The sequence below is a fragment of the Nitratireductor soli genome (genome assembly GCF_001050155.1).
GTDB lineage: Bacteria > Pseudomonadota > Alphaproteobacteria > Rhizobiales > Rhizobiaceae > Nitratireductor > Nitratireductor soli.
In genome coordinates this window covers 85042-105788 of sequence record NZ_LFVY01000002.1, presented here as the reverse complement: position 1 = coordinate 105788, position 20747 = coordinate 85042, and the positions used below count along the sequence as shown (strand labels likewise).

The window sequence follows — 20747 nt, the reverse complement described above, 5'->3', positions numbered from 1 at the left end:
GGAAAAATGTCGAGTTGCTTCAGTATATTTTCGGCAATACTCATCCATCCCTCGCTCGATCAAATCAAAGCCGACCGGACAACGAGAGAAACGTCGCCAATCTTAGGGTTGTATTGTAGCATCCGCGCAAAGAGGGTGAAACCGCGCAAGAAAGTGCACGAAAGGGCAAGGTAGCTCATTTGACCGGAAATCCGCGGTGGAGCGCGGTTTTCGCGCGTGCAGCGCCTTCCGAATCGGTCAAATTCGGGCCGGGTCACCCGACGTCAGAACCGGGTAGTCAACGTCAAGTATTCGAGTATAGTTACTGAGCGGTCTCGATCGGGGGCGAAGGGAGCGAGCTACTGAACGAAGGGAACGGGCAGCCGATACACGGACAGCGGCTGACGGGCTGGCGAGAGATCGCCGCCTATTTCGGTCGCAACGAAAGCACGGTCAAACGCTGGGCGGCCGAAAAGAGCTTGCCGGTCTATCGCGCCGGCGAGCAGGCCAAGCGCGGCGTGCTCGTGCACGCCTATCCGAGCGAGCTCGAATCATGGCTGAGGGCGGAAAAAGGGCGTCAGGCAACCGAGACCGTGGATGAGCCGCAGGCGGACCTTGCTGATCCGTTGCCGATCCAACCGGCGCGCGGGCGGCGCCGGCTGTGGATCGCGGTCGCCGCCTCCGCTGTCGTCCTGATCGTTGCGGTCGGATGGCTTGCCGGCGTGCTGCCGGGAACGATGACGCGGGACGATGGCGGCCAGGTGCAGGCCGCCGAGATCCCCGAGGAGGCGCGCGAGCTGTACCTGCGCGGCACTTACCTCTGGAACCGGCGTACGCCGGAAGGGATCACAGGCGCGACAGAGGCGCTGGAACGCGCCATCGCGATTCATCCCGACTATGCCGAGGCCCATGCCGGGCTGGCGATGACCTACAATCTGGCGCGGCAGTATAGCGGCATGTCGGGGTTCGACGCCTATCCGCTGGCCGAGCGACACGCCCGGCGAGCCGTCGAACTCGACCCGACGCTCGGCTTCGCGCAAAGCGTTCTCGCCTTCGTCGAATTCCATTGGCTGTGGGACGTCGAGGCCGGGCTTGCCCGCTTCGAGGAGGCGCTGCGGCTCGACCCGCAATCGTCCAACACGCTGATGTGGTACGCGAGTGCGCTGATGATTGCCGGACGCCCGGCCGAAGCGCTGCCACTGATCAGCAAAGCCCAGGAGGCCGATCCGGACTCCAGCTCGATCTTTACCATGAAGGCGCAGGCGCTGTTCTACAACGGCCGCGTGGAGGAGGCGGTCGCGCTGCTCGACGAGGTGAGGGCACGCGATCCGGGCCATGCCTGGGCCAACTACGCTCTGTATTTTATCAAAGCCGCGCAAGGCGACTTCGAGGCCTACCTTGAACACTACGCCACGCTCGGAAACATGATCGGCGTGCCCCGCTATAGCGATGCGGCCGAGGCCGGCGCGGCGGCGCTTGCCGATGGCGGCGTCGAGGCGATGGCGGCGGCCATGATCGCCGTCGAGACCGAATACTACGAACGCGGAGAGGCGCTGGCCTGGGATATCGCCCGCCACCATGCGTTGATCGGCAACGCCGAGGAGGCGATCCGCTGGCTGCGCATCAGCTTGGAGCGCCGGGAGGAAAGGCTGATCGGGATTCTGGTCGACCCCGCCTTCTGGCCCATTCGCGACAAGCCAGAATTCAAGCGCCTGGTCGCCGACATCGGATTGCCGGTTGACACCTGAAGGTTGACGCAACGACAGGACTCGAACCCGTCTCTCAAGGCGAATCTACAGCCCCAACCTCCGCGTCTTCCCAAGCTGCCACGACACCGATCCTCCCTGGAACGCCCGTGACCTCGCGGCCAAGCGCTACATTGCCGAAGTCGGCTTGCCGGTGGTCGCCTGGTTTGCTGCGCCGGAGCTCTGTCGTCGGTCTCAGACGGCGTCCGGCTTGGTTGCTTGCCGGGCGAGGATTTCCCGCCGTTTGCCAAATCGATGCGAAGGGATCAGTTCCTGAGGGCGCTTTCGGAATCCTTTCGGGGTTTGGCGCTCGACGCCTGACGTTTTGCCTTCGCAAACCCGCGATCCGTAGCGATGAAGCGTTCGAGCATCGGCACGATCAGCCTGGCCGGTTCTATGGGCGGATTTCCCGCGTCGGCGAGTAATCGCCCATATTCGATCAGGTCACGATGGAGCGGCGCGGGTAGCTCCAGCGTCACCTTCACCGGCTTGTCGTCGGGGAGCGGCCCGAGTTTCAGTTTCGTCATGGTCAACCTCCAACGGGCTCGAAAACAAGATCGCGGGTGACGATGATCCTGACCGGGAAACCCGGCCGGATGGTCAGCGTCGGCGAGACCTGCAACTGGCGCTGGACGATCTGCTGGCCCGCCTGGTTGATGGTGTCCTGCGCCCCGTCGCGGATGGCCGCGATCAGCCGGTCTTCGTCGCTGGTCGCCAGTTCCGTGCCGACCGCGAGCAGCGTGGATAGCCCGGCCGCCTTCATCAGATCCCACCAGTGGTAATCGACGCCATCCTCAAGGCCGGCATAGCCAGACGCATCCGCGCCGGGCAGTCGCTCCAGAACGATGGAGCGGCCGCCCGGCAGGATCAGGCGATTCCACACCAGCAACACCCTGCGCTGGCCGAAGGTCACGCCGTCATCGTACTGGCCGATGATGCGCGTGCCCTGCGGGATCAGGAGCAGCGAGCCGGTGGGGCTGTCATAGACATTTTCGGTGACTTGCGCGGTGATCTGGCCGGGAAGGTCGGAACGGATGCCTGTGATGAGCGCTGCCGGGATTACCGCCCCAGCCTGGAGAATCCAGGGCGATGCAGGAGGCGTGACGCGATCAGGGGCGACGATCTGGCGATCCACCGGCCCGTTGAGGAAGGCCGTGTGCCGGTCCTGCGTCCCGGTCTGTCCACCAAGGTCGAGACCGGTAAGGCTAGGCATGGTCGCGCCGGGTGCGGCTCCCGCGCGCGAGCCCGTCTGGAAGAAGACATTACTTAGCCGCGCGGCTTCTTCCTCGGCACGGCGGCGCTCTTCCTCTGGATCGACGGCAGGTGTCGCCATGACGGGCGGCGCAACCGGCTGGCCCCGGTTCTGCGCGTCGAGGATCGGGCGGCCAAGGTCTCCCGGCAATGCCGGCCCCAGGACCGGCCCGCTGTAGTCGCTCGGCAGGCCGGACAGCCCGTCCGCCGTGGGCCGGTTTTCGGTCGAATAGAGTTCGTCGCCTCCCGGTCCTGCCTCGCGGGTCTGGAGCGCGTAAATCAGCGCGCCGCCGATGCCGAGAAGCGCGACGGCTCCGACGCCTGCCAGCATCTTGCGGGACAGGCGCGTGACGCGGGGCGGTTCGGCGCGCAGTTGCATCGGTGCGGCGGGGTCCATCGTGGCATTGGTGTCGGTCATGACGGGGAGTCTCCGGTCGCTGCGGGTTGCGAGGCGGCGGCCTGCGTCGGGCTGATGCGGACGATCCTGACCGTCTGCTGACGGTTGCCGCTGCCAAGGCGCAGCTCGGCCGCGCCGAACAAACGGTCCACGATCAGAATGTTCTGATGGATGCGGCTGTTGACGATCTGCGGCTCGCCATCCGAGCCCAGAACGAAGATCGGTGGCATCTCGCCCTGCACGATGCCACGCGGGAAAACGACATAGACGCGTCGGCCGTCGTCGAAGACCGAGATCGGCCGCCACGGCGGGCTGTCTCCAGACAAGCCGTAGCGATAGTTGCGCGCCGCCTCGGCGGGAATGGTAGGTGCTGCCGGAACGCTTTGGCGCTGGCCTGCCGCTGGCGCGGGATAGGCCCAGGCGACGGCGGGCATGTAGAGCGCGTCGCGGGCGCGCAGCTCGATCATATAGATGCGCCGGTCGGTGGTGATAACGAGGTTGGTCGAGATGTCCGGCCGGCTCGGCTTCACCAGTACATGAACGCGCCGGGTCGCGCCGCTTCCACTCTCGGTGTCGCCAATGATCCAGCGGGCAGTGTCGCCGGCGGCGATCGGCCCCGCGCCGGTCAGGCTCTCGCCCGGTTCGAGAGCGATGGTGGTGATTTGGCCGACTGCGGCATAGACTTGATAGAGCGCGCCTTCCGACCAGGGATAAATCTGGATGGCGTTGTAGTAGCCCTCGCGGCGCGGCTCGACACGGGCGGCGGCATTGGCGTTCTCGACGCGGCCGGTCGCTGTGCCGGCGGCGGGGCCGCCCCGCGCCACGGTCCACGCAGGGGGCACATGCAATGGGCGGGGCATGTCGTTGGTAGCGACCGTCTGCACGGTCGGCAGCGGCGGCACCTCGGCGTCATAGCTCCATTGCTGGGTGCGATTGGTGGCGCAGCCTGCGAGCATGGTGGCCGAAAGCAGCATGGCTGCCATCGCGGGGTTGCGGATGCTCGTGCTCATTGGCTCATCTCCCGCGACCAGGAAATCGCATTGACGTAGATGCCGAGCGGATTGGCGCGCAGGCGCTCGGCATCGCGCGGGGTCTGGATCACGATGGTCAGGATCGCGGTCCATCGCTCGGTCGTGGAAAGCTGGCCGTTCTCGTAATGACGTTCGGTCCAGGCCACGCGGAAGCTGTCGGGTGAGGCCCGGATGACGCTCGACACCTCGACGGCGATCTGTTGGCGGCCGACGCGGGTGAACGGATCGTTGGCCCGCGCATAGTCATTCAGGGAAGCCGCGCCCCTGTCGGTGGTGAACTCGTAGGCGCGAAGCCAGTTCTGGCGGACGATGATGGCGTCGGCCGGGATGGCGCGGACCTGCTCGATGAAACGGCCGAGGTGGAACGCGATCTGCGGATCGGTGGGGCGATGATCGGCAACGGCCGGCGCGACGGTCTGGGCCTGGCCGAGATTGTCGACCTGCACCACCCAGGGCACAACCGTTCCGCGCGTCGATTGCCAGACGAGCGCTGAGGCGAAGCCCGCCGACAGGATCAGGGAGCCGAAGGCCATCAGCCGCCAGTTCTTCGCCTGCACGCGAGATGAGCCGATGCGCTCGTCCCATGCTTGCGCGGCCTTCTGATAGGGCGTCTCGGGCTGCGGGGTCTTGCCGTAATGGGCGGCGGGTCGTTTGAAGATGTTCATGAGCGGTCGCTTTCTGAAAGGTTGACGGAAGAGCCGCCGCCGTGGCTGTCGCCGGAGCGCACCGCATGGGCGGCCATGGTGGTGCCGTGGGTAATTGCCTGCGAACGCTGCATGCGCTGCGCCCAGGCCGGAGAATCGCCAGCCGGGGACGGCGGTGATGCGGCCGGCCCGGCGCTCGCGGCGCCAACCGTGCCCATTGAGGACGTGCCGCCGCTGGCGGCAAAGCCCGCGCGTGCGCCATCGGAAAAGCTGGACTTGACGCCTTCGGTCGTGCGGGCAGCGGCGCGCTTGAGGGGCGAGATGGCGGCGGAGCCTGCCGCGCGGGCGACACCGCCGAGGCCGGAGGCGACGCTTGCGGCCCCGGTCTGGCCGAGCGAGCCGACGCTATAGGCTGCGGTCGCCGCTCCCGCGGTTGCCGCCCCTCCGCGAACGGCCGCGGCACCGCCGGACAGGGCGGCGGCTCCACCCTTAGCGCCGAGCATGGCCGCGCCACCAGCCGCCGCACCGCCCGCAAGCACCATGCCGCCAGCGGCAAGGCCCGTGCCAACGGCTGCGCCTGCGCCGAGCTGCGGTCCTCCCGAGACGATGCCGTTGGCGATGCCCGGTCCGAATATCCCCAGTCCGAGCAGTGAAAGCGCGGCCAGAACGATGGCCATCGCCTCGTCGATAGTCGGGGTGACGCCGCCGAATCCGGCTGTGAACTGGCCAAACAGCGTCGAACCGATGCCGATGATGACGGCCAGCACCAACACCTTGATGCCGGACGACACCACGTTGCCAAGCACCTTCTCGGCCATGAAGGCGGTCTTGCCGAACAGGCCGAAGGGGATCAGCACGAAGCCCGCCAAGGTCGTCAGCTTGAACTCGATCAAGGTGACGAAAAGCTGGATGGCGAGAATGAAGAAGGCGAGCACCACAAGGGCCCAGGCGAACAGCAGGCACGCGATCTGGATGAAGTTCTCGAAGAACGCGATCCAGCCCATCAGGTCGGAAATGGAATCGAGCAGCGGCCGGCCGGCGTCGAGGCCGGTCTGCGCCACGCGGCCCGGCCGCATCAGATCCTCGACGGAAAAGCCGGTGCCCGAGGCCATGAGGCCGAGCCCGGCGAACGAGTCAAAGACGATGCGCGCAAGGTTGTTCCAGTTGGAAATGATGTAGGCGAAGACGCCCACGAACAAGGTCTTCTTCACCAGCCGCGCGATGATGTCGTCATCGGCGCCCCAGGCCCAGAACAGCGCGGCGAGTGTCACGTCGATAACAATCAGCGTGGTTGCGATGAAGGCGACATCGCCGCCGAGCAGGCCGAACCCGGAGTCGATGTATGAGGTGAAGACCCCCAGAAAATTGTCGATGACGCCGGTGCCCTCCATCTCTCAACGCTCCTCGCTGGAGCGCGGCGCGGCTGGTGCGGGCGTGCGGCCGAGGAAGCGGTCGCGGGTCTCGGCCCACACGCGCAGGCACTCGGCGTCGCTCGCGGCGGCTTCACCGAGCTGCTGGCAGCGGCGTTGTCCCTCGCGCAGCGGATCGGCCGGCGGCTGGAGGATCGGCGCGGCGGGCGGCACGGAAGGTTCGTCCTTCCGCGCCATGTCGATGGCAGTTGCCGTGACGGCGATGGCGACGAACACCACGGCCCCGAGCCGGGCCAGCATCTTGCCGTCCATGGCGACGCTCCCGTCAGTTGTTGCCGTTGTTGAACATCTGCGCATTGCCCGGCTGGTAGCCGGTGCCGGGCGTGAGAAACCGGCGGCGCTGCTCGCGGCCCTGTTCGGCGGCGGCTGCACGCTCCGCCTCGGTCAGCGCATCGGCGCGACCGTTGGCGGAGATCACCGCGATCAGGTCGGAGAGTTGCTGCGACTGGAGGGCGAGAAGCTGGTTGCCGGCCTGCGTCGCTTGCAGCGCGCCGGTCGCACCCTGGCTCTGGCCGACGAGCGCCGACATCTCGGCGCGGTTGGCGTCGATATTGCCGACGACGCCGGCCTGCACGCGCATGGCGTCCTGCAAGCCGCCGACGGTATTTTCCCAGCGCCCGCGGGCATCGGCGACAAGCTGCCGGTCGGTGGCCGAGAGCGAGACGTTGCCGTATTGGCTCTGGAACACCTGGTCGATGTTCTGCACGTCGAAGGCGATGTTCTGCGCCTGTGCCAAGAGCTGCTGCGTGCGCTGGACGTTCTGCTGAATCTGCTGGAGCGAGGAATGCGGCAGGCTCGCCAGATTGCGGGCCTGATTGATGAGCATCTGCGCTTCGTTCTGGAGCGAGGTAATCTGGTTGTTGATCTGCTCCAGCGTGCGCGCGGCCGTCAGGACGTTTTCGGCATAGTTGGAGGGATCGAAGACGATCCGGCCGAAGCCGAAAAGCTGGGCATGGGCCGGGCTTGCCATCATCGGCGAAAGTGCAACGGGCACGGCGAGCGCCAGTGCCAGCGCCGAGGCGCTGGCGAGATGGGGAATACGAATACGGGTCATGGCAGGGTCTCCTGTGCTGTGGGGCTTGGGGGTGTATCCGGCGCGACCGGCGCGGTGGATTCCGGCCGCTCAGTGAGATTGATGAGGTTTGGAATCAGGTCGGCCGCCCAATCGACGCCGCGCTCGCGCAGCCAGGCGGCGAGGAAGCCGTCGCGTCCATGCTCGGTATGGATGCGCTCGATGGCGGCCTGATCGGTCTTGGAGGATGTGGCGCAGAGCGCCAGCCCGACTTCGCTGAGGCCCAGGTCGAACAGGCGATTGCCGCGCCGCGATTGGCAGTAGTAATCGCGCTTGGGCGTAGCCCGCGCGAGGATTTCGATCTGCCGGTCGTTCAAGCCGAAACGGCGATAGATCGCCGTGATCTGCGGCTCGATCGCGCGTTCGTTCGGCAGCAGGAGCCGCGTCGGGCAGCTCTCGATGATTGCCGGTGCGATGTTGCTGCCGTCGATGTCGCTGAGCGACTGCGTGGCGAAGATGACGGACGCGTTCTTCTTCCTGAGCGTCTTCAGCCATTCGCGGAGCTGGCCGGCGAATCCCTCGTCATCGAGCGCCAGCCAGCCCTCGTCAATGATGAGCAGCGTCGGCCGGCCATCGAGCCGGTCGCCGATGCGATGAAACAGATAGGACAGGACGGCGGGAGCCGCGCCGGTCCCGACAAGCCCCTCGATCTCGAACGCCTGCACGTCGGAACTGCCCAGATGCTCGGCCTCGGCGTCAAGCAGCCGGCCATGGGCGCCGCCGACACAGTAAGGGCGGATGGCCTGCTTCAAGTCGTTCGACTGGAGCAGCACGCTCAAGCCCGTGATGGTGCGTTCCTCGACCGGCGCGGAGGCGAGCGAGGTCAATGCGGTCCAGATATGTTCCTTCACCTCGGGGGAGATCGTCACGCCCTCGCGCATCAGAATGGCGACGATCCAGTCCGCCGCCCAGGCGCGTTCATGGGTTTCGTGGATGCGGGCGAGCGGTTGCAGGGAGACGCCGGCGATATCGCGTGCGAGGGCGACGGTCAGATCATGATCGACGGTGCTGTCGGGGCTGAACACGCCCGCAGCGGTCAGTTCCCCGCCCAGATCGTGCCAGTCGCCGCCCATGGCGAGCGTGGCGGCGCGGATCGAGCCGCCGAAGTCGAAGGCGAAGACTTGGCTTCCCGTGTAGCGCCGGAACTGGAGCGCCATCAGCGCCAACAGAACGGACTTTCCAGCACCCGTGGGGCCGACGACGAGGCCGTGGCCCACGTCCCCGACATGAAGAGAAAACCGGAACGGGGTCGAACCTTCGGTCTTGCCATAAAGCAAGGGGGGCGCACCGAAATGCTCGTCCCGTTCCGGCCCTGCCCACACGGCAGAAAGCGGGATCATGTGGGCAAGGTTGAGCGTCGAGACCGGAGGCTGGCGGACATTGGCGTAAGCGTGTCCGGGGAGCGAGCCGAGCCAGGCATCGACGGCGTTGACGGTTTCGGGCATGGCGGTGAAGTCGCGGCCCTGAATGATCTTTTCGACCAGGCGCAGCTTCTCGTCGGCGATGCGCGGATCGGCGTCCCAGACCGTGACGGTCGCGGTGACATAGGCCATGCCCGCCATGTCCGCGCCGAGTTCCTGCAGGGCCATGTCGGCGTCTTGCGCCTTGTTGGCGGCGTCGGTGTCGAGGAGCGCGGATTGCTCGTTGGTCATCACCTCCTTGAGGATCGCGGCGATGGACTTGCGCTTGGCGAACCACTGGCGGCGGATGCGGGTCAGCAGCCGCGTCGCATCGGTCTTGTCCATCAGGATGGCGCGCGTGCTCCACCGATAGGGGAACGGCAGCCGGTTCATCTCGTCCAGCAGGCCGGGCGTCGTCGCGGTGGGGAATCCCACGACGGTCAGGACGCGCAGATGCGCGTCGCCCAGGCGCGGCTCCAGCCCGCCGGTCAGCGGCTGGTCGGCCAAGAGTGCGTCGAGGTGCATCGGCACTTCGGGCACGCGCACGCGATGCCGGTTGGTCGAGATGGTGGAATGGAGGTAGGTGAGCGTGCCGGCGTCATCGAGCCAGCGGCATTCGGGCATGAAGCCGTCGAGCAGCGCCAGCACGCGGTCGGTGCGGTCCACGAAGCCGCGCAGGATCTCGTGAGGATTGACGCCCGATTGCTCGCGGCCCTCGTAGAGCCAGGTTTCCGCGCGGGCGGCATCCTCGGCGGGCGGGAGATAGAGGAAAGTCAGGAAATAGCCCGATACGAAATGCGTGCCGGCTTCCTCGAACCCGGCCTTGCGCTCGGCATCGACCAGGGCGGAAGCCGCATCAGGAAAGGTGCTGTCGGGATAGGTCGCGGCCTCGCTGCGCTGCGCCTCGACGAAGATGCTCCAGCCCGAACCGAGACGGCGCATGGCGTTGTTGATGCGGCCGGCGACCGCGACCAACTCGGCGGCGACGGCGGAGTCGAGGTCCGGTCCGCGAAACTTCGCGGTGCGCTGGAACGAGCCATCCTTGTTCAAGACGACGCCGTGACCGACCAGAGCGGCCCAGGGCAGATAGTCGGCCAGCCTGGTGTTGCGATTGCGATATTCGGCAAGGTTCATCATCACGCTGCTCCGTCAGACCGAAAGGTGGCCGGGGATGCGCAGATGCCGCCGCCCGACTTCCACGAAGAGCGGATCGCGCTTTGCCGCCCACACGGCCGCGAAATGGCCGATGGCCCAGATGGCGAGGCCGACCAGCCAGAGGCGCAGGCCGAGGCCCACGGCCCCGGCGAGCGTCCCGTTCATGATGGCGATGGCGCGCGGAGCGCCGCCGAGCAGGATGTGTTCGGTGAGCGCCCGGTGGACCGGGACGGTGAAGCCCGGCACCGCGTCGAGCTGTTCGAGGACAGCCGCCATCAAACGAGCGCCCCGCCGCCGAACGAGAAGAACGACAGGAAGAAGCTCGAAGCGGCGAAGGCGATCGACAAGCCGAACACGATCTGGATCAGCTTGCGGAAACCGCCGCCCGTATCGCCGAAGGCAAGCGTCAGGCCGGTGACGATAATGATGATGACGGCGATGATCTTGGCGACCGGCCCCTCAATGGATTGAAGAATGGATTGCAGCGGCGCTTCCCACGGCATCGACGAACCGGAGGCATAGGCGGCGGGCGCGAGCATGACGCTGATGGCAAGTGTGGAGGCGGCGGTCGCCATGGTGCGATAGCCGCGCGAAAGAGTGCGGATCATGAAGGGTCTCCTGTGTTGGAGTTGGCTGGGGTGATGCGGTAGTCGCCGTCCGGCCCGAGCCCTTCGACACGGGCGAGTTCGGCCAGCCGGCGCGAAGAACCGCGCCCGGCGAGGACGGCCACGACGTTGATGGTCTCGGCGATCAGGGCGCGCGGGACGGTGACGACGGCCTCCTGAATGAGCTGTTCGAGGCGGCGCAGCGCGCCGATGCCGGAGCCGGCGTGGATGGTGCCGATGCCGCCGGGATGGCCGGTGCCCCAGGCTTTGAGCAGGTCGAGGGCTTCAGCGCCGCGCACTTCGCCAATGGGGATGCGGTCGGGGCGGAGGCGCAACGAGGACCGCACCAAGTCCGACAAGGTGGCGACGCCATCCTTCGTCCGCATGGCGACGAGGTTGGGCGCGGCGCATTGCAGCTCGCGCGTGTCCTCGATGATGACGACGCGATCCGTGCCCTTCGCCACCTCGGCGAGCAGCGCGTTGGTCAGCGTGGTCTTGCCGGTCGAGGTGCCGCCGGCGACGAGGATGTTGGCGCGTGTCGCTACGGCCGCGCGCAGCATCTCGGCCTGGTCGGCGGTCATGACGCCGGCGGCGACGTAATCGTCGAGCGTGAACACCGCGACAGCCGGCTTGCGGATGGCGAAGGCCGGGGCGGCGACGACGGGCGGCAACAGGCCCTCGAATCGCTCGCCGGTTTCGGGCAGTTCGGCGGAGACGCGGGGGCGGCGCGCATGCACCTCCGCGCCGACATGGTGGGCGACGAGACGCACGATGCGTTCGCCATCGGCGGGCGACAGCCGCTCTCCCGTATCGGCCAGCCCTTCGGATAGCCGATCCACCCAGAGGCGACCATCCGGGTTCAGCATCACCTCGACCACGGCGAGGTCTTCGAGAAACCGCGCGATGGCGGGACCGAGCGCGGTGCGCAGCATGCGCGCACCGCGCTGGATCGCCTCCGGTTTCTGGTGAATGGAAGTCATCTCGGCCCCGCTTCTTCACGGGGCGCAACAGACGGTCCCCGCATCGGGGTCGAATAAGAGAGCCTGAAATCTGGCGGGTTCAACAAGTATTTACGCCCGTGCGGTGGTCGGCGGCGAGCGGCGGTAAATAGGATGGGTTGAACCCGCACGCTCAATCTCCCAGCCCTTCGGATGGGCTGGAATCGGCAGCTTGCGATTCTACATCTCTCGACAGCTCTTTCAGGAACCTGTCGCCGGTGGCGAGCTTCCGGCCGAGGGTTTGCAGGAAGCCCTCGAAGCGTTCGGCGCCCTTTGCTTTGGCCGAAGCCTGAGCACTTTCCGGCAGCGGCGGGGTGATGGTGAGCCAGAAGCGGATGAACAGCGAGACGGTCTCGCCCAGGATGGCGAGATCCTCGTCGAGCGTGTCGACCTGGCGACCGAGCCTGTCCATACGGCGGGATAACGCCGCTTCCAGCCGCTCTGCAGAATCGCCGGACAGGAAGGAGGCGACGGCGGCCTCGACGATGGCGGACTTGGACACTTTCCGGCGCAGCGCCAACGCTTCCACTTGGCGGAGCAGCTCCGGGTCGAAATAGACATTCATGCGGGTGCGGGTCGTCATAGGCATCCCCTCAAAGTTCGATCCCGTCATCGGGGTTCATCGACGCCTGCCGCGCCACCATGCGCATCCGCTGACGCATGGCACGGGCCTTGGCCGCGTCAACGTCCGGCTCGTCGTCCAGTAGCTCGAACTCCTGCGCTGGCGAAGGCAGTGGCGGAACGACCTCCTCGTGCTCGGGCAGCTCCGGCTCGCGGCGGATACCGGCATTGGCCGGGTCCCCCTCGGCCCCGCCGGCTGCGTTCGTGGCAGATTGGTTCGCGGGCGCGATCACGCGGCTGGACCATTCGTCTGTCGGCGGCCCGGCGTCCTGAGCCTTAAGGCCGGGCGGCGGCAGCAGCCGCTCGGTGAACCGGCTGTCCTCGAAATAGCGCGCCTTCTTCGCGCGGATCGGCGGCGTGCCCGCCACCATGACGATCTCATCGGCTGGCGGAAGCTGCATGATCTCGCCCGGCGTCATCAACGGCCGCGCCGTCTCCTGCCGCGACACCATAAGGTGGCCGAGCCAGGGCGCGAGACGGTGGCCGGCGTAGTTGGTGGAATCGCGCAGTTCCGTCGCGGTGCCGAGCGAGTCCGAGACGCGCTTGGCCGTTCGCTCGTCGTTCGTGGCGAAGGCGACGCGGACATGGCAGTTGTCAAGAATCGAGTTGTTTGGCCCATAGGCGCGCTCGATCTGATTGAGGCTCTGCGCGATCAGAAAGCTCTTGAGGCCGTAGCCGGCCATGAACGCCAAGGCGCTCTCGAAGAAGTCGAGCCGGCCGAGCGCGGGAAACTCGTCGAGCATCAGCAGCAGGCGATGGCGCCGGCCCGACGCCTCCAGCTCTTCGGTCAACCGTCGCCCGATCTGGTTGAGGATCAGGCGGATCAGCGGCTTGGTGCGGTTGATGTCGGAGGGCGGCACGACGAGGTAGAGCGTGACGGGTTCCCGGCTTCCGACCAGATCAGCGATGCGCCAGTCGCAGCGGGCCGTCACCCGCGCCACGACGGGATCGCGGTAGAGGCCGAGAAAGGACATGGCCGTGCTGAGCACGCCTGAGCGTTCGTTCTCGGACTTGTTCAGCAACTCGCGGGCGGACGAAGCGATGACGGGATGAACGCCCGCTTCGCCCAGATGCGGCGTGTCCATCATGGCGCGCAAGGTGGCTTCCACCGGGCGGCGCGGGTCGGACAGGAAGTTGGCGACGCCGGCCAGCGTCTTGTCGGGCTCGGCGTAGAGGACGTGCAGGATCGCGCCTACAAGCAGGCTGTGGCTGGTCTTTTCCCAATGGTTTCGTTTGTCGAGACTGCCTTCGGGATCGACCAGAATGTCGGCGATATTCTGCACGTCGCGCACTTCCCATTCGCCCTGCCGGACTTCGAGCAACGGGTTGTAGGCCGACGACTTCACGTTGGTCGGATCGAACAGCAGGACCCGGCCGTGCCGCGCCCGGAAGCCTGCCGTCAGCGTCCAGTTCTCGCCCTTGATGTCGTGGACGATGCAGCTTCCCGGCCAAGTCAGCAGCGTCGGCACCACGAGGCCGACGCCCTTGCCCGACCGCGTTGGCGCGAAACATAGGACATGCTCCGGCCCATCGTGGCGCAGGTAGTCCCGGTCGTATCGGCCGAGCACGACACCATCGGGACCGAGCAGGCCGGCGGTGCGGATTTCCCTGGCCTCGGCCCATCGCGCGGAGCCGTAGGTCGCCACGTTCTTCGCTTCGCGCGCCCGGATGATCGACATCATGATGGCGGCTGCGATGGCGATGAAGCCGCCAGACGCTGCTATGATCGCGCCCTCGACGAAGATCGCGGGCGCATAGGCGTCGAAAGAGAACCACCACCAGAAAAAGGCCGGAGGATAATAGACCGGCCAGCCGGCCAGCTCGAACCACGGATTGCCGAGTTGCGGTTGGAAGCCGAGGCGAAGGGCAACCCATTGCGTTGCCGCCCAGGTCATCACCAGTACAATCGTGAAGACGGTGGCAATCTGACCCCAGAGTATTCTGCCTCCGCGCATAAAGGCTCCAATCGGCAAAAGAGATGGAGCCGATCAGAGAATAGGCATTTGCGCGAGAGGCAACAGTTAAGACTGGGTCGGAGGGGTGCCGGGTACTGTGGCGTATGAATAGGACGGGGCGTGCCGGCCGTCTGCGTCGACCCGCTGCGCATTTGGAGTCGAGTCGCGGAGAATTAGGTGAGCTGGGCTAACCGGATTATTTCGTCCGCAAGGATAAGCTTCTCAATCATCACACCTTGTGAATGCTGAATATATATGCTCGGCCTCGCTTGTTGATCGGATTTCCTTAACGACATCCGCAGATCGCAATTGCTTCGCGACGTTAGAGAGCAGCTTCAGGTATTTGGCCTGACCTTCAGGTGGTGTCAGGATCAGGCAAACGATGTCTACGGGTTCATCGTCGATCGCGTCGAATTCGATCGGCTCGGTGAGCCGGACAAGGAGTGCGAAAGGCCGTTCAAGATCGGCGATCGGCGCATGCGGGATCGCGATGCCGGCCCCGATTCCGGTGGAGCCAAGCGCCTCTCTGTTCGTCAAGGCGGCCAATATATCGTGCTCGCTGACACCGAGCGCACGCGCAGCTCTTTCCGAGAGTTGCTGCAACAGTCTGCCTTTCGAGGAGGCGGATACGCCGATGAGCACATCGTCCGGCTTCATGACCTCAGAGATATTCATACGTTGACTCACTTCCATTCCTATGCGCGCGGCCTGTGGCCACGTACTCTCCTTGGTCGACCTCAATCGGCTTCGCGCAGCCGGTAACCGACCCCCGTTTCCGTGGTGATGTATTGCAAGCCGTCGGGGCTCCGCTCGATCTTCTGGCGAAGCTGGCGGACATAGACGCGCAGATACTGGACATCGGTCGATCCGCCCCAGACCTGATTGAGCAGATGTTGATGCGTGATGACCTTGCCTGCATGCTGCACGAGGACCCGAAGGATGTCGTATTCCTTCGGCGACAGCTTAACCTCCTTATCCGCGACCTTGACGATCCGCTTGACGAGATCGACCGACAGGTCACCGGTCTGGAAGATCGGCCGTTCGCCCTGCTGCTGGAGCTTGTGGCGCAGGGCGACGCGGATGCGCGCCACCAGTTCCTTTGTTCCGAAGGGCTTGGTCACATAGTCGTCGGCGCCAAGCTCGAGCGCCTTGACGATGCCGGCTTCGTCGGTCCGGCTCGACAGGATGATGATCGGCAGGTCGAGAAGCTCGTTGCGCCACCTGGCCAGAAGATCATGCCCCTGCATGTCGGGCAGGCCGAGGTCGAGAAGGATGAGGTCGGGCGGGTCGGCCTCAACCTTTTCCATCGCGTCCCTGGCATTCGTCGCTTCGACGATCGCGTAGCCTTCGGCGGTGAGTCCCAGCCGCAGCAATTTTCGGATTGGTGGCTCATCATCGACTACGAGTATTTTTACGGAGGAATTTGTCATCACAATTCTTCCAGTTTTGGCATTTCGGTCGGGATCGGCATGCGGATCGTAAAGATAGCGCCGCTGCGATCTGTCCGATTGGCGGCCGTGATTGTTCCGCCCATCGCTTCGATGAACCCCTTGCAGATCGACAGGCCCAACCCGGTTCCCGCCAGCACGTGATCCTTTTTTCGGACGCGGTGGAAACTGTCGAAGACCCGTTCGAGGTCGGATGGCGGAATCCCCGGACCTTCATCGAGGATCTGGATCGCGACCCATCGGTCATCCTCCCAGGCCCGAACCCGCACCGCCGTGTCGGCGGGCGCATATTTGGCTACGTTGTCGAACAGATTGAACAACACCTGCTCGAAGAGGACCGGGTCGAGCTTGAGCATCGGCAAGTTCGCCGGTATCTCCGTGACCGTCCGATGGAGCGACATGATCTTTGAGGCGCGCTGGAGCGCCGAGCCGACAATGTCGTCCAGATACTGGAGCGAAGCGTTGGGCTCCATCGCCCCCGTCTCGATCCGGGTCATATCGAGAAGATTGGCGATAAAGCGGTTCAGGCGTTCGGATTCGTCAACGACCGTCGCGAGCAAATCGGCGCGATCAGCCTCCGACAATGCGTTCGAATAGTCCCTCAGCGTGCCGGCGGCACCGAAAATTGAAGCAAGCGGGGTCTTGAGATCATGGGAGATCGACGTGAGTAGCGCCGAGCGCAGTTTGTCAGCCTCCGCCGCCAGTCTGGCTCTGTCGAGTTCGGCAACAAGCTGGATGCGCTCGATGGCAACCGCTGCTTGGTCGGCCAACGCGTCAAACAGCCGTTGCTGCTCCGGCGTCAGCAATGGGCCTCCCCTGTCATTGTCCAACCCGACCACACCGACCGGTGTGCTTCCGGTTATCAACGGCAGATAGAGTCGCTTCGCGCCGGGCAGCGTGTCAGCGCCGCGGCCCGCCGGCCGATTGTGCTCCCAGGCCCAGCGCGCAGCGGCTATGTCGGCATCAACCAGTGTATCGTCGGGCGGATAGCCAGCTCTGACCGCGACTGCGCCATTGTCGGGAAGCAGGATGACGACGCGGACGTTCAGCATCGAAGCCATCTGGTAAGCTGTGGCCCATAGCACGTCCTCAAGCACCCCGGCCCCTGCAAGCTTGCGGCTAAAGGAATAAAGGGATTCCGTCGTACGAGCCCTTGCCTTGGCGGCAACCGTCTGCGCTCTCGCCTGGGCAGCGACATTTGATACGATGATTGCGACGATCGTAAAGAAAACAACCGAGGTGATTTCGCGCGGGCGGGAAATGAAGAAGGTGTGATAAGGCTCTGTGAAGAAAAAATTGTAGGTGAGTGCCGAGGCGATGCTGGCATATAGCGACGGCCAAAGCCCGTACCGGACGGCGACGGCCACCACGGCCGTCAGGAACACCAGGCCGATATGCTCAACACCTATCCAAGGCCAGAGCAGCATGGCGATCCCGGCCGCTGCCGCAACAATAAGTGTGGATTTGACATAGATTGCCCAATCGAAGCGCTGCCGGAGATTGGCCGTTTCGACCGATTTTCTGGAAGCGCGAACTTCGGTCTCCCTGTCGCCCGCAACGACGTGCACGCTGATATTGCCAGCGCGGCGTACAAGCTCGTGCACCACGGAACCATGCAAGATTTCAAACCAGCGCGATCGGCTGCTCTTGCCAATGACGATGTGAGTGATGTTGTTCGCGTGCGCATAAGCGATGACGTCATCGGCCACGCGACGATCCCCGCCGGGGATTGTCACTGCATCGCCGTCAAGATTCTGGGCTAATCGGAGCGCTTCGGCAACGCGATCACGCTCATTTTCGCTTAGTTGCAGATTGCGCTGACCCTCGACATAAAGCGCCGTCCATGGCGCGTGCAGCCGATCCGCCAATCGCTTCGCATAGCGAATGAGGCCGGCGGAACGTGGATCCTCACTGACGCATACCAAGATACGCTCGCCGGCGGGCCAAGGTCCTTCAATCGCGCGAGCCCGCATCTGCGACAGCAACTGCTGATCGACCCGCTGGGCCGTGCGGCGCAACGCCAGTTCGCGCAGCGCAGTCAGGTTGCCCGGTGAGAAGTAATTCTCAGTCGCGCGTTTGGCTGTCTTGGGAAGGTAGACCTTCCCCTCGTGAAGACGCCTGATGAGATCATCCGGTGTCAGGTCGATGATCTCGACATCGTCGGCGCGATCGATAACCGTGTCCGGGACTGTTTCGCGGACCCGGATACGCGTGATTTGCGCCACCACATCGTTGAGGCTTTCGACGTGCTGGATGTTGAGCGTCGTATAGACGTCGATACCTCGATCAAGAATCTCAAGGACATCAAGATAACGTTTCGGGTGGCGGCTGCCGGGGGCATTGGTATGCGCAAGCTCATCAACGAGAACGAGCTGCGGGCGCCGTTCGAGTACGGCATCGAGGTCCATTTCCTCAAGATACTGACCCTTGTATGCGACCTTCGTTCTTGGGATGACCTCCAAGCCCTCGACAAGCGCTTTGGTCTCCTTGCGTCCATGAGTCTCGACCACGCCGATCGCGACGTCGTCGCCATCGGATTTCCGCGCGCGCCCGGACATCAGCATTTCGTAAGTTTTGCCGACGCCCGGCGCTGCACCCAGGAAGATCTTGAGACGGCCACGCGTCTCCTGCTCCGCCTTTTCGAGCAAGGCTTCGGGAGAGGGCCGCTTTGTGTCGTCTGTCAGATTCTGGGGACTCATCTTTCAACTCCCGTCGTGGGGTAGCGGCAGTCACGGAAGGACCGCCGCTACCCACGTTTACAACCTGTCGAGCGCGAGGTTGAGTTCGAGGACGTTGACGATGCGATCCTGGGTCAGGAAGCCGCCTGGCGAGAAGGCGGCGTTGCGGACCAAGGCTCCAACCCGAGACTGGTCCAATCCTCGCGCTTCGGCGACCCGAGCGACCTGATATAGGGCACCCGCCTCGGAGATATGAGGGTCGAGCCCTGCGCCCGACGCCGCAGCGAGTTCGGCCGGCAGCGGATTTTCCGAGGTTGCGCCGTAGCGCTCCACCATCTCACGACCGCGGTCAGCAACATCGCTGCTCGTTGGCGACCAGTTGCTGCCGCCGGCACCAGCGCCATCATAATCGACAGCGGAAGGCCGAGGCCAGAAGTATTCGGGCCGGGTAAAAGCCTGCGCGATCTGGCGGCTGCCGATGATCGTGCCGTCCTGGCTCGTGATAAGCGAGGCGTAGGCAGTGGCGGGCGCGATTGCCCGCGCGACAGCCCAGACGGCGGTGGCATAGCCGGCGACACAGATCAGCATGGTCACCGCCGCGATGCGAATGCTTGCAAGAAGAGACTGCATGTTCCTGTCTCCGATTCAGTTCATGGTGATGACGTGCTCGGCGATCGGGCCGAGCGTTGCCGCCGGGAAGAAGGTGAGCGCGCCGATGACGATGATGGTGGCGGCGAGCATGGTGGCGAAGACGCCGCCCTCGACGCTGAGTGTGCCGCTCGACTCAGTGCTGCGGCGTTTGGCCGACAGCGAGCCGACGATGGCGAGCGGCAGTATGATCGGGATAAAGCGCGCGAGCAGCATCACGATGCCGGTCGCGAGGTTCCAGGGCACGGTGTTGTCGCCGAGCCCCTCGAAGCCCGAGCCGTTGTTGGCGCTGGCAGACGAGAACTCGTAGAGGATCTCGGAAAAGCCGTGCGGTCCGGCATTGTTCAGCGTGTCGGCGCCCCATGCTGTCGCCGCGAAGATCGCCGTGCCGCCCAGTATAAACAGGCCGTGGGCGAGGAGCGCGAAGAGCGCGAACTTGACCTCCCGAGCCTCGACGCGCCAGCCGAGATATTCCGGCGTTCGGCCGATCATCATGCCGGCGATGAAGACGCCGACGATGATGTAGAGGAACATGTTGATCATGCCGACGCCGACGCCACCAAAAGTGGCGTTGAGCCACATCCCGACCATCGGCATCAGCCCGGTCATCGGGTTCAGGCTGTCGTGCATGGAGCCGACGGAGCCGTTCGAGGTCGATGTGGTCAGTACGGACCAGAGCGGGCCGCCCGTGGGGCCGAAGCGCATCTCCTTGCCTTCGAGGTTGCCCACGGTCTGTTCGATCGGCAGGTTGGCGAAGGCCTGGGTGGGGGCGGTTTCGAAATAGACCGCGCCCGTGATCTTGATAGCGATGAAGGCGAGCATCACCGCGAAGATCACGCCGGCATGGCGTATACGGCCGATGACCCGCCCGAACATCCATACGCACGCCATCGGAATCAGGATGATGGCGATCATTTCGATGATGTTTGTCCAGAAGCTCGGGTTCTCGAGCGGGTGCGTGCTGTTGGGGCCGAAGAAGCCGCCGCCATTGGTGCCGAGTTGCTTGATGGAAACGAACGCTGCGACGGGTCCGCGTGCGATTGTTTGCTGAACACCTTCGAGCGTGGTTGCGATGGCACTGCCGCTGAAGGTCATCGGCACGCCGCCGAGAACCAGGAGGATCGCAAACACGAAGGCGACAGGAAGCAGCACGAGGAAGGCGGCGCGCTGTATGTCAACGAAGAAGTTGCCGAGCGGGCGGCCGGCGAGCCCGCGAGCGAGCGCAACGAGGGCCGTGATACCTGTGGCGGCCGACACGAACTGGAGCCACATGAGCCCGCCAAGCTGTGAGAGATAGCTCAGCGACACTTCACCGGAGTAGTGCTGGAGGTTCGTGTTCGACGTGAACGAAGCGGCCGTGTTGAAGATCAGGCTGCCTTCCAGCGCTTCCTTCCCGTCCGGGTTGAGGGGCAGGTATTGCTGGAGCGCCAGGAAGCCATACGTGACCACGAACATGACCACATTGAAGGCCAGCATGGCGAGCATGTAGCGCTTCCAGTTCTGGTCCTGCGCGGTCAGGGGGCCGCCGACAACCCGGAAGGCGCGGTTCTTCCATCCGGCAATACCGGACGATGGATCGCTCGGGTCCATCGCCCATTTCATGTAAAGGCCGAGCGGCCAGGAAAGGAGCGCCGTTCCTCCAACGATGAGGACGACGAAGAGAATGGATTGGGTCAGCATCGAACTGTCT

General features: G+C 64.8%; 19 protein-coding genes. 1 reads left to right on the top strand and 18 read right to left on the bottom strand.

Features of this window, described 5'->3' with window-relative positions; all coding sequences use genetic code 11:
* Positions 1–458: 458 nt before the first annotated feature.
* On the top strand, positions 459–1727 hold the full coding sequence (locus AB843_RS02935) for a tetratricopeptide repeat protein (protein ID WP_048645301.1): 1269 nt from the start codon (positions 459–461) through the stop codon (positions 1725–1727).
* A gap of 263 nt (positions 1728–1990) precedes the next feature.
* On the opposite strand, the gene AB843_RS02930 is transcribed toward AB843_RS02935, so the two are convergent.
* The 18 genes from AB843_RS02930 to kdpA all read right to left on the bottom strand — a co-directional run bounded on the left by AB843_RS02930 (position 1991) and on the right by kdpA (position 20737).
* On the bottom strand, positions 1991–2251 hold the full coding sequence (locus tag AB843_RS02930) for a DUF2274 domain-containing protein (RefSeq protein WP_048645300.1): 261 nt from the start codon (positions 2249–2251) through the stop codon (positions 1991–1993).
* A 2-nt stretch (positions 2252–2253) separates the two neighbouring features.
* A complete protein-coding gene (locus tag AB843_RS02925) occupies positions 2254–3393 on the bottom strand; it encodes a TraB/TrbI/VirB10 family type IV secretion system protein (RefSeq protein ID WP_048645299.1) in 1140 nt (379 codons plus the stop codon).
* Positions 3390–4382: a P-type conjugative transfer protein TrbG gene (gene trbG / locus AB843_RS02920; RefSeq protein ID WP_048645298.1), complete on the bottom strand. Its 993-nt coding sequence runs from the start codon at positions 4380–4382 to the stop codon at positions 3390–3392. The genes AB843_RS02925 and trbG overlap by 4 nt, the downstream gene beginning before the upstream one ends.
* Positions 4379–5068 (bottom strand): conjugal transfer protein TrbF, encoded by a 690-nt coding sequence (gene trbF / locus AB843_RS02915; RefSeq protein ID WP_048645297.1) that lies wholly within the window; start codon positions 5066–5068, stop codon positions 4379–4381. Before trbF ends, trbG begins: the two co-directional genes overlap by 4 nt.
* On the bottom strand, positions 5065–6438 hold the full coding sequence (gene trbL, locus AB843_RS02910; protein ID WP_048645296.1) for a P-type conjugative transfer protein TrbL: 1374 nt from the start codon (positions 6436–6438) through the stop codon (positions 5065–5067). Before trbL ends, trbF begins: the two co-directional genes overlap by 4 nt.
* A 3-nt stretch (positions 6439–6441) precedes the next feature.
* Positions 6442–6729 carry a putative entry exclusion protein TrbK-alt gene (gene trbK-alt, locus AB843_RS02905; protein WP_048645295.1) on the bottom strand — a complete coding sequence of 96 codons (288 nt, stop codon included), beginning with the start codon at positions 6727–6729 and terminating at the stop codon, positions 6442–6444.
* Positions 6730–6742: 13 nt separating this feature from the next.
* Entirely contained in the window at positions 6743–7531 is a 789-nt protein-coding gene (gene trbJ / locus AB843_RS02900) for a P-type conjugative transfer protein TrbJ (RefSeq protein ID WP_048645294.1), read from the bottom strand.
* A complete protein-coding gene (gene trbE, locus AB843_RS02895; protein WP_048645293.1) occupies positions 7528–10086 on the bottom strand; it encodes a conjugal transfer protein TrbE in 2559 nt (852 codons plus the stop codon). The genes trbJ and trbE overlap by 4 nt, the downstream gene beginning before the upstream one ends.
* 12 nt (positions 10087–10098) lie before the next feature.
* On the bottom strand, positions 10099–10380 hold the full coding sequence (locus AB843_RS02890; protein ID WP_048645292.1) for a VirB3 family type IV secretion system protein: 282 nt from the start codon (positions 10378–10380) through the stop codon (positions 10099–10101).
* Positions 10380–10712, bottom strand: a complete 333-nt coding sequence (locus AB843_RS02885; protein WP_048645291.1) for a TrbC/VirB2 family type IV secretion system protein — start codon at positions 10710–10712, stop codon at positions 10380–10382. The genes AB843_RS02890 and AB843_RS02885 overlap by 1 nt, the downstream gene beginning before the upstream one ends.
* The gene (gene trbB, locus AB843_RS02880) at positions 10709–11689 is read right to left on the bottom strand and encodes a P-type conjugative transfer ATPase TrbB (protein WP_048645290.1); all 981 of its coding nucleotides are present in this window, start codon (positions 11687–11689) and stop codon (positions 10709–10711) included. Before trbB ends, AB843_RS02885 begins: the two co-directional genes overlap by 4 nt.
* Positions 11690–11840: 151 nt before the next feature.
* Positions 11841–12290, bottom strand: a complete 450-nt coding sequence (locus AB843_RS02875) for a ribbon-helix-helix domain-containing protein (protein WP_048645289.1) — start codon at positions 12288–12290, stop codon at positions 11841–11843.
* Positions 12291–12300: 10 nt separating this feature from the next.
* Positions 12301–14283: a conjugal transfer protein TraG gene (locus AB843_RS02870; protein WP_048645288.1), complete on the bottom strand. Its 1983-nt coding sequence runs from the start codon at positions 14281–14283 to the stop codon at positions 12301–12303.
* Between the two features lie 222 nt (positions 14284–14505).
* Positions 14506–14940, bottom strand: a complete 435-nt coding sequence (locus AB843_RS02865; protein WP_082143639.1) for a PTS sugar transporter subunit IIA — start codon at positions 14938–14940, stop codon at positions 14506–14508.
* Positions 14941–15020: 80 nt separating this feature from the next.
* Entirely contained in the window at positions 15021–15713 is a 693-nt protein-coding gene (locus AB843_RS02860; protein ID WP_048645286.1) for a response regulator transcription factor, read from the bottom strand.
* Entirely contained in the window at positions 15713–18430 is a 2718-nt protein-coding gene (locus AB843_RS02855) for a sensor histidine kinase (protein WP_048645285.1), read from the bottom strand. Before AB843_RS02855 ends, AB843_RS02860 begins: the two co-directional genes overlap by 1 nt.
* A gap of 57 nt (positions 18431–18487) precedes the next feature.
* Entirely contained in the window at positions 18488–19039 is a 552-nt protein-coding gene (locus AB843_RS02850) for a potassium-transporting ATPase subunit C (RefSeq protein WP_048645284.1), read from the bottom strand.
* Between the two features lie 15 nt (positions 19040–19054).
* A complete protein-coding gene (gene kdpA / locus AB843_RS02845; RefSeq protein ID WP_082143627.1) occupies positions 19055–20737 on the bottom strand; it encodes a potassium-transporting ATPase subunit KdpA in 1683 nt (560 codons plus the stop codon).
* Positions 20738–20747: the final 10 nt, after the last annotated feature.